Source organism: Streptomyces sp. (assembly GCF_036524955.1).
Lineage (GTDB): Bacteria > Actinomycetota > Actinomycetes > Streptomycetales > Streptomycetaceae > Actinacidiphila.
Genome location: NZ_DATDBG010000155.1, coordinates 21,489 through 27,488, shown reverse-complemented (window position 1 = coordinate 27,488; position 6,000 = coordinate 21,489). Strand labels below are relative to the sequence as shown.

The 6,000-nt window shown below is 72.0% G+C and carries 9 protein-coding genes; 2 read left to right on the top strand and 7 right to left on the bottom strand.

Annotated elements, in window-relative coordinates; all coding sequences use genetic code 11:
- Positions 1–68: 68 nt before the first annotated feature.
- Entirely contained in the window at positions 69–713 is a 645-nt protein-coding gene (locus VIW71_RS12635) for an ABC transporter substrate-binding protein (protein WP_414720734.1), read from the bottom strand.
- 199 nt (positions 714–912) lie between these two features.
- Here VIW71_RS12635 and dtd point away from each other — a divergent pair, with 199 nt between their 5' ends.
- Complete coding sequence (gene dtd / locus VIW71_RS12630; protein ID WP_331622218.1) at positions 913–1,338, top strand: D-aminoacyl-tRNA deacylase; 426 nt, start codon at positions 913–915, stop codon at positions 1,336–1,338.
- Positions 1,339–1,450: 112 nt separating this feature from the next.
- On the opposite strand, the gene VIW71_RS12625 is transcribed toward dtd, so the two are convergent.
- From VIW71_RS12625 to VIW71_RS12615, 3 genes are all read right to left on the bottom strand, one after another.
- Positions 1,451–2,419 (bottom strand): YgfZ/GcvT domain-containing protein, encoded by a 969-nt coding sequence (locus tag VIW71_RS12625; protein ID WP_331622217.1) that lies wholly within the window; start codon positions 2,417–2,419, stop codon positions 1,451–1,453.
- A gap of 106 nt (positions 2,420–2,525) precedes the next feature.
- Complete coding sequence (locus VIW71_RS12620) at positions 2,526–2,978, bottom strand: Fur family transcriptional regulator (protein ID WP_331622216.1); 453 nt, start codon at positions 2,976–2,978, stop codon at positions 2,526–2,528.
- 98 nt (positions 2,979–3,076) lie between these two features.
- Positions 3,077–3,640: an FABP family protein gene (locus VIW71_RS12615; protein ID WP_331622215.1), complete on the bottom strand. Its 564-nt coding sequence runs from the start codon at positions 3,638–3,640 to the stop codon at positions 3,077–3,079.
- Between the two features lie 243 nt (positions 3,641–3,883).
- Here VIW71_RS12615 and VIW71_RS12610 point away from each other — a divergent pair, with 243 nt between their 5' ends.
- Positions 3,884–4,246, top strand: coding sequence for a DsrE family protein (locus tag VIW71_RS12610; RefSeq protein ID WP_331622214.1), 363 nt, complete (start codon positions 3,884–3,886; stop codon positions 4,244–4,246).
- 6 nt (positions 4,247–4,252) lie between these two features.
- Here VIW71_RS12610 and VIW71_RS12605 read toward each other — a convergent pair whose 3' ends face one another.
- From VIW71_RS12605 to VIW71_RS12595, 3 genes are all read right to left on the bottom strand, one after another.
- Positions 4,253–4,537 carry a DUF3099 domain-containing protein gene (locus VIW71_RS12605; RefSeq protein WP_331622213.1) on the bottom strand — a complete coding sequence of 95 codons (285 nt, stop codon included), beginning with the start codon at positions 4,535–4,537 and terminating at the stop codon, positions 4,253–4,255.
- A gap of 170 nt (positions 4,538–4,707) precedes the next feature.
- A complete protein-coding gene (locus VIW71_RS12600) occupies positions 4,708–4,998 on the bottom strand; it encodes a DUF1416 domain-containing protein (RefSeq protein ID WP_331622212.1) in 291 nt (96 codons plus the stop codon).
- A gap of 34 nt (positions 4,999–5,032) precedes the next feature.
- Positions 5,033–5,869 carry a sulfurtransferase gene (locus VIW71_RS12595; RefSeq protein ID WP_331622211.1) on the bottom strand — a complete coding sequence of 279 codons (837 nt, stop codon included), beginning with the start codon at positions 5,867–5,869 and terminating at the stop codon, positions 5,033–5,035.
- Positions 5,870–6,000 lie beyond the last annotated feature (131 nt).

Genomic DNA, 6,000 nt, shown 5'->3' with positions numbered 1-6,000 from the left:
AACCCCCGCGACCAGCCGCGACGCGCCGCGCCCCGGGACGCGCCGGGACCCGTTACCCGGAGAAGTCCCTACTCGTCGGCCAGCAGGTCTTCCACCCGGGCTTCGCCGTCGCGGTAGCGGCGGGCGATTTCCGCGGAGGAGCCGTCGATCGTGTGCTGGAGGGCCTGCCGGCGGCGGGAGACGAGGTGTTCGTGGCGGAGCAGGCGGGTCATGGCGGCGTCGAGTTCCGGGTCGGTGCGTGCGGCGAGGTCGGAGAGTTCGACTTCGGCGAGCATCTCCTCGGCGAGGCGGCGCACCGGCTCGGTGAGGGGGGTGCCGAGGGTGACGTGGCGGGCGGAGGTCCGTACCCGCGACGGGCCGTCGGCCAGGATTTCGGAGAGGCGGTCCACGACGGGGGCGTCCGGACCGCCGCGGCGGCGGAGCTCGGCCTGGAGGATGTCGATCCGGCCGTGCAGCATGCGCCGCAGATAGGAGAAATCGGCCTCCTCCTGCTGCGCGTCGCGGCGCAGCGCGCGCAGCGCGGCCAGGTCGAGCGCGCCCACGTCGGGTGCGGTCGGGTCCGCGGACGGAACGCGCGGCCCGGGCGGGCGCATCGGGCCCAGTGCGTCGGCCTTCAGCATGCGATGGCCTTTCCTGGTGGGCGCCGCCGGTACGGCGGCGGGCACCGCCGGTGCGGCGATGCCGGAAGTCTCTCCAGCGGCGGGTGTGCTCATGCCTGTCGTCCCCTCCTCGCGGCACCGCGCCGCCCAGGGGTCGATGCTGCCACTTGCCACCGGCATCTCGCAGCGCACCGCACCCGAACGGCCCCAGGCGGCAGGAGTGCGGGGCGGCCGACCGGGCGTACGCGAACCGGTCCGCGCGCCCCCTGAACCCGCATGCGGAGCGGCGTCCGCCGCACGCGACAATGACCGCATGCGAGCGGTGGCCCAGCGGGTGAGTGAGGCGAAGGTCGTCGTCGGCGGGGAGACCGTCGGCGCCATCGGGGGGCCGGGACTGTGCGTCCTGGTCGGGGTGACGCACGACGACACCAAGGAGAAGGCCGCCGCGCTCGCCCGCAAGCTGTGGACGCTGCGCATCCTGCCCGAGGAGCGGTCCTGCTCGGACGTCGGCGGACCGCTCCTCGTCGTCAGCCAGTTCACGCTTTACGGTGACGCCCGGAAGGGTCGCCGCCCCACCTGGAACGCCGCCGCGCCCGGCCACCTCGCCGAGCCCCTGGTCGAGGAGGTCGTCGCGCAGCTCCGTGCCCTGGGCGCGACCGTCGAGACCGGCGTCTTCGGCGCCGACATGAAGGTGTCGCTGACGAACGACGGACCCTTCACCGTACTCATCGAGATGTAGGGACCCGTGCTCTGAAGCCGCGGTCCTTACGGGCGGGCGCGGTTTACGGGCGGGCGCGGTTTACGGGCGGCGGGCGGCCACGAGGGCGGCGAGGGCTGGCTCGCGGCCGGAGTCACGGGGCCACGACCGTCTCCTGCGCCGCCGCTGTGTGCTCCGCGAGCAGCGTGGCGTGCTCCGGGGTGTTCCGCTTGACCAGCGCCAGCGCGATCGGGCCCAGTTCCCAGTGCCGCGCCGAGGACGTGATGAAGCCGACCGCGCGACCGTCCTCGCCGTCCTCCGCGACCCGCACCGGTGCGCCGTGGCCGGGCAGCCGTACCTCGCTGCCGTCCAGGTGCAGGAAGACCAGCCGGCGCGGAGGACGCCCCAGGTTGTGCACCCGGGCGACCGTCTCCTGGCCGCGGTAGCAGCCCTTGTGCAGGTGGACCGCGCTCTCCAGCCAGCCCAGCTCGTGCGGGATGGTCCGGTGGTCGGTCTCCAGCCCGAGCCGCGGACGGTGCGCCTCGATCCGCAGCGCCTCGTACGCCAGCACGCCGATCGGCGGCCCGGCCGCGGGGCCGAACGCCTCCAGCCGGTCGCGCGGTACGAAGACGTCCCGGCCGTACGGCGTCTCGCGCGTCGGCCAGTCCGAGGGAACGGTGGCGATCGAACCGGCCGGGAGATACACCACCGCGTAGTCGTCGGTCACGTCCGCGGTGTCCACCCGGTAGAAGAACTTCATGCTCTCCAGGTAGGCCAGCAACGCGCCCTGCGTACCGGGCTCGACGTGTATCCAGGTGGTGGTGCCGTCGTCCACCAGATACAGGGCGTGCTCGATGTGGCCGTGCGCGGAGAGGATCAGCGCCTCGGTGGCCCGGTGCGGCGGCAGGCTCTCCACGTGCTGGGTGAGCAGCAGGTGCAGCCAGGACAGCCGGTCCGCGCCGCTGACCGTCACGACTCCGCGGTGGGACAGGTCCACGAAGCCGGTACCGTCCGCGAGCGCGCGCTGCTCGCGGAAGAGATCGCCGTAGTGCGCGGCGACCCCCTCGTCCATGCCTTCTGCGGGGACGGCGCCGGGCAGCGACAGCAAAGGGCTCTTCGTCATGCCGTCCAGCGTACGTCCGGTGGGCGGCGGCGGGGCGGTCGCCCACCGGACGCCCAGCCGCCGGGTGACGGCGGGGAAACGGTCAGCGCGGGGGTCAGCGCGGGGGTCAGCGCAGGGGCCCGGCGTCGTCCCCGCTCGCCGCCTTCCGCGCACAGTCCCGGCAGCGGCCGAAGATGGCGAAGTGCTTCATGTCGGTGTCGAAGCCGAACTCCGCGCGCAGACCCTCCCGCAGCGGCGCCGCCAGCTCCACGCTCGCCTCGGTCACCGCGTCGCAGTCCCGGCACACCAGGTGCATGTGGTCGTGCCGGTCGGCCAGGTGGTACGTGGGCGCGCCGTGCCCGAGGTGCGTGTGGGTGACCAGGCCCAGCTCCTCCAGCAACTCAAGGGTGCGGTACACCGTGGAGATGTTCACGCCGGAGGCGGTCCTGCGGACCTCGCCGAGGATGTCGTCGGGCGTGGCGTGCTCCAGGGCGCCGACGGCCTCCAGGACCAACTGCCGCTGTGGTGTCAGCCGGTAGCCGCGCTGCCGCAGATCGCTCTTCCAGTCCGTGGTCGCCACACGGCCAGTGTAGGTCGGCGGGCCCGAGCCGAACCCTGAGCGACGCCTGACGGGCCGGAGCGGCGGCAGATGCCCCGCGCGGAGCCGTGGGCGCGCGCCTACTTGAAGAACGCGATCCCGTCGTCCGGCAGGTCCTTGAGATCGGCGACCCACTCGCGCGGGTCCACCACCTTCTTCAGGTGCGCGGACATGTACGGGCGCAGCGGCACCTCGGGGGTGGCCTTCTCGCCCACCCACATCAGGTCACCGCCCACGTACCCGTAGAGCCGCTTGCCGCCGCTGTAGTCCGGGGCGACGGCCAGCCGGGCGACCGCGTCCGTGACCAGGTCGATCTGCGGCTTGCCCTCGGCGAGCCCGCCGGTCCAGATCTCCACCACGCCCTCGTCGCGGGTGGTGGTCACGTCCACCTTGCGGTCGGCGTCGATCCGCCAGTAGCCGGCCTCGGACTCCAGCGGCCTGACCTTGTTGCCCTCCGCGTCCAGCGCCCAGGTGTGCGACGTGTACTCCAGGAAAGGCCGGCCGTCGTGCGTGAAGGCCACCTCCTGGCCGAAGTTGCACTTCTCGGCACCCGGGAAGTCATGGACGCCCGCGCCCGTCCACCGGCCGAGCAGGAAGGCCAGCGGCACGAGGTCGGGGTGCAGGTCGGAAGGGATCTCGATCATGTCAGCGCTGGCCCTGGTAGAGCTTCTTCACCGCGTAGAACGCGAACCAGGCGACGCTCACGCAGACCAGGATCAGCAAGGCGTCGAAGTAGTACTCAATGCGCACGGACGTACTCCTCGGGCGGGCGGGTGGTCACAGCCGCAATCGAGTCTAGTGCCGCGTCGGCCGGAGTTCGCCGAACCCCGGCTGACGCGGCACTGGCCGGCGCCGCGGGCCGCGCGGGCCCGCCTAGGCTGAGCCCCATGGCGAACAAGCTTGTGATCAAGGTGACGGCCGGTGCCGACGCACCCGAGCGCTGCTCCCAGGCGTTCACGGTGGCGGCGGTCGCGGTGGCCAGCGGGGTGAACGTCTCGCTCTGGCTGACCGGTGAGTCCGCGTGGTTCGCGCTCCCGGGCCGGGCCGCCGAGTTCGGACTCCCCCACTCCGCGCCGCTGCCCGACCTGCTGGACGCGGTGGTCGCGGGCGGTACCGTCACGCTGTGCACGCAGTGCGCCGCCCGCCGCGACATCGCCGAGCAGGACGTCATCGAAGGCGTACGGATCGCCGGCGCGCAGGTCTTCGTCAGCGAGATCATGCCGGACGGCGTCCAGGCGCTCGTCTACTGAGAGGTACTACCGCTCGTGGTGGTCCCTGCGGTCCCGCTGCGGGTCCTTGCCGTCCAGCTCGGCCCACCACGCGTCCGACTCCGGATCTCCCGAGGGCTCGTCCCACCAGCGGTCGTCCGGCCCCCGCCGGTTGGCCACGATCGCCGCCACCGGCGGGATCAGCATCGCCACCACACACATCCCGATCGCGGCCGGCACGGACCACAACCGCACCACGGCCCACGCCATGACGAAGAGCACCACGCAAGTGCCCATCATGGCGATGTACCGGTGACGACGCCTTGCCAACACACTTCCACCGTACGCCGGAAGGGTCCGAAGGGCACCTGCCAAGAACAGGCCGAGGGACCGCGCCCTTGCGCAGGGTGCGGCCCCTCGGTGCCCGCCGACGGGGTCCGGTGCAGCGGCTCGAAGCCTGGGAGTCCCGCCAGGGCCGAGCAGTGCGAGAGGCGCGTCAGAAATCAGACCGCGATGGCCACCTCGGCCAGGGCGCCCTGCTGGGCGACGACCGTGCGGTCCACCGTGGCGCCCGGGACCAGGGCGCGCAGCGTCCACGTGCCGGGAGCCGCGAAGAAGCGGAACTGCCCGGTCGCCGAGGTGGGCACCTCCGCGGTGAACTCGCCGCCGCCGTCCAGCAGTCGTACGTACCCGCTGACCGGCTCGCCGTCGCGGGTCACCGACCCCTGGATGATGGTCTCCTTCGCCGCGTCCACGCCTGCCAGATCCGGGCCGCCGGCCTTCGCTCCACACATATCGTTTTCGTCCTCGCCTGTGGTTGGTCGGAAATCAGTTGGCGCCGAGTTCGATCGGGACGCCGACGAGCGAGCCGTACTCGGTCCAGGAGCCGTCGTAGTTCTTGACGTTCGGCTGTCCGAGCAGCTCGTGCAGCACGAACCAGGTGTGGGCGGAACGCTCGCCGATCCGGCAGTAGGCGATGGTGTCCTTGCCCAGGTCGACGCCCTCGGACTCGTAGAGCTCCTTGAGCTCGTCGTCGGACTTGAAGGTGCCGTCGTCGTTGGCCGACTTGGACCAGGGGATGTTGCGGGCGGTCGGCACGTGGCCGGGGCGCTGCGACTGCTCCTGCGGCAGGTGCGCGGGGGCCAGCAGCTTGCCGGAGAACTCGTCGGGCGAGCGGACGTCGACCAGGTTCAGGCTGCCGATCGCGGCGACCACGTCGTCCCGGAAGGCGCGGATCGCGGTGTCCTGCGGCTTGGCCCGGTACTCGGTGGCGGCCCGCTCGGGCACCGCGTCGACCAGGTCGCGGGAGTCCAGCTCCCACTTCTTGCGACCGCCGTCGAGCAGCTTGACCGACTCGTGGCCGTACAGCTTGAAGTACCAGTACGCGTACGAGGCGAACCAGTTGTTGTTGCCGCCGTACAGCACCACCGTGTCGTCGTTCGCGATGCCCTTGGCGGACAGCAGCGCCTCGAAGCCGGCCTGGTCGACGAAGTCGCGGCGGACCGGGTCCTGGAGGTCCTTCTTCCAGTCGATGCGGACGGCGTTCTTGATGTGGTTCTTGTCGTAGGCCGAGGTGTCCTCGTCCACCTCCACGACGACCACCTTGGGGTCGTCGATGTGGGCCTCGACCCAGTCGGCGTCCACCAGGACGTCACTGCGGCTCATGCTGATCTCCTCCGGGGCAGTACGGATGTGCGGTAGCGCGGGTGCTGCATGGTGCGCGACAAGGGCGCGAGAGGGTGCCTGGCAGGCAAGGGCCCGGGGCAGAGGGGCCGCCCGCGCCGGGGGCCTGGCGG

What these genes read in the sequence shown, in the direction of transcription:
- VIW71_RS12595 (WP_331622211.1), bottom strand. Translation starts at nt 5,869, where the DNA reads ATGAGCCGCAGTGACGTCCTGGTGGACGCCGACTGGGTCGAGGCCCAC.
- VIW71_RS12600 (WP_331622212.1), bottom strand. Translation starts at nt 4,998, where the DNA reads ATGTGTGGAGCGAAGGCCGGCGGCCCGGATCTGGCAGGCGTGGACGCG.
- dtd (WP_331622218.1), top strand. Translation starts at nt 913, where the DNA reads ATGCGAGCGGTGGCCCAGCGGGTGAGTGAGGCGAAGGTCGTCGTCGGC.
- VIW71_RS12615 (WP_331622215.1), bottom strand. Translation starts at nt 3,640, where the DNA reads ATGATCGAGATCCCTTCCGACCTGCACCCCGACCTCGTGCCGCTGGCC.
- VIW71_RS12635 (WP_414720734.1), bottom strand. Translation starts at nt 713, where the DNA reads ATGAGCACACCCGCCGCTGGAGAGACTTCCGGCATCGCCGCACCGGCG.
- VIW71_RS12610 (WP_331622214.1), top strand. Translation starts at nt 3,884, where the DNA reads ATGGCGAACAAGCTTGTGATCAAGGTGACGGCCGGTGCCGACGCACCC.
- VIW71_RS12625 (WP_331622217.1), bottom strand. Translation starts at nt 2,419, where the DNA reads ATGACGAAGAGCCCTTTGCTGTCGCTGCCCGGCGCCGTCCCCGCAGAA.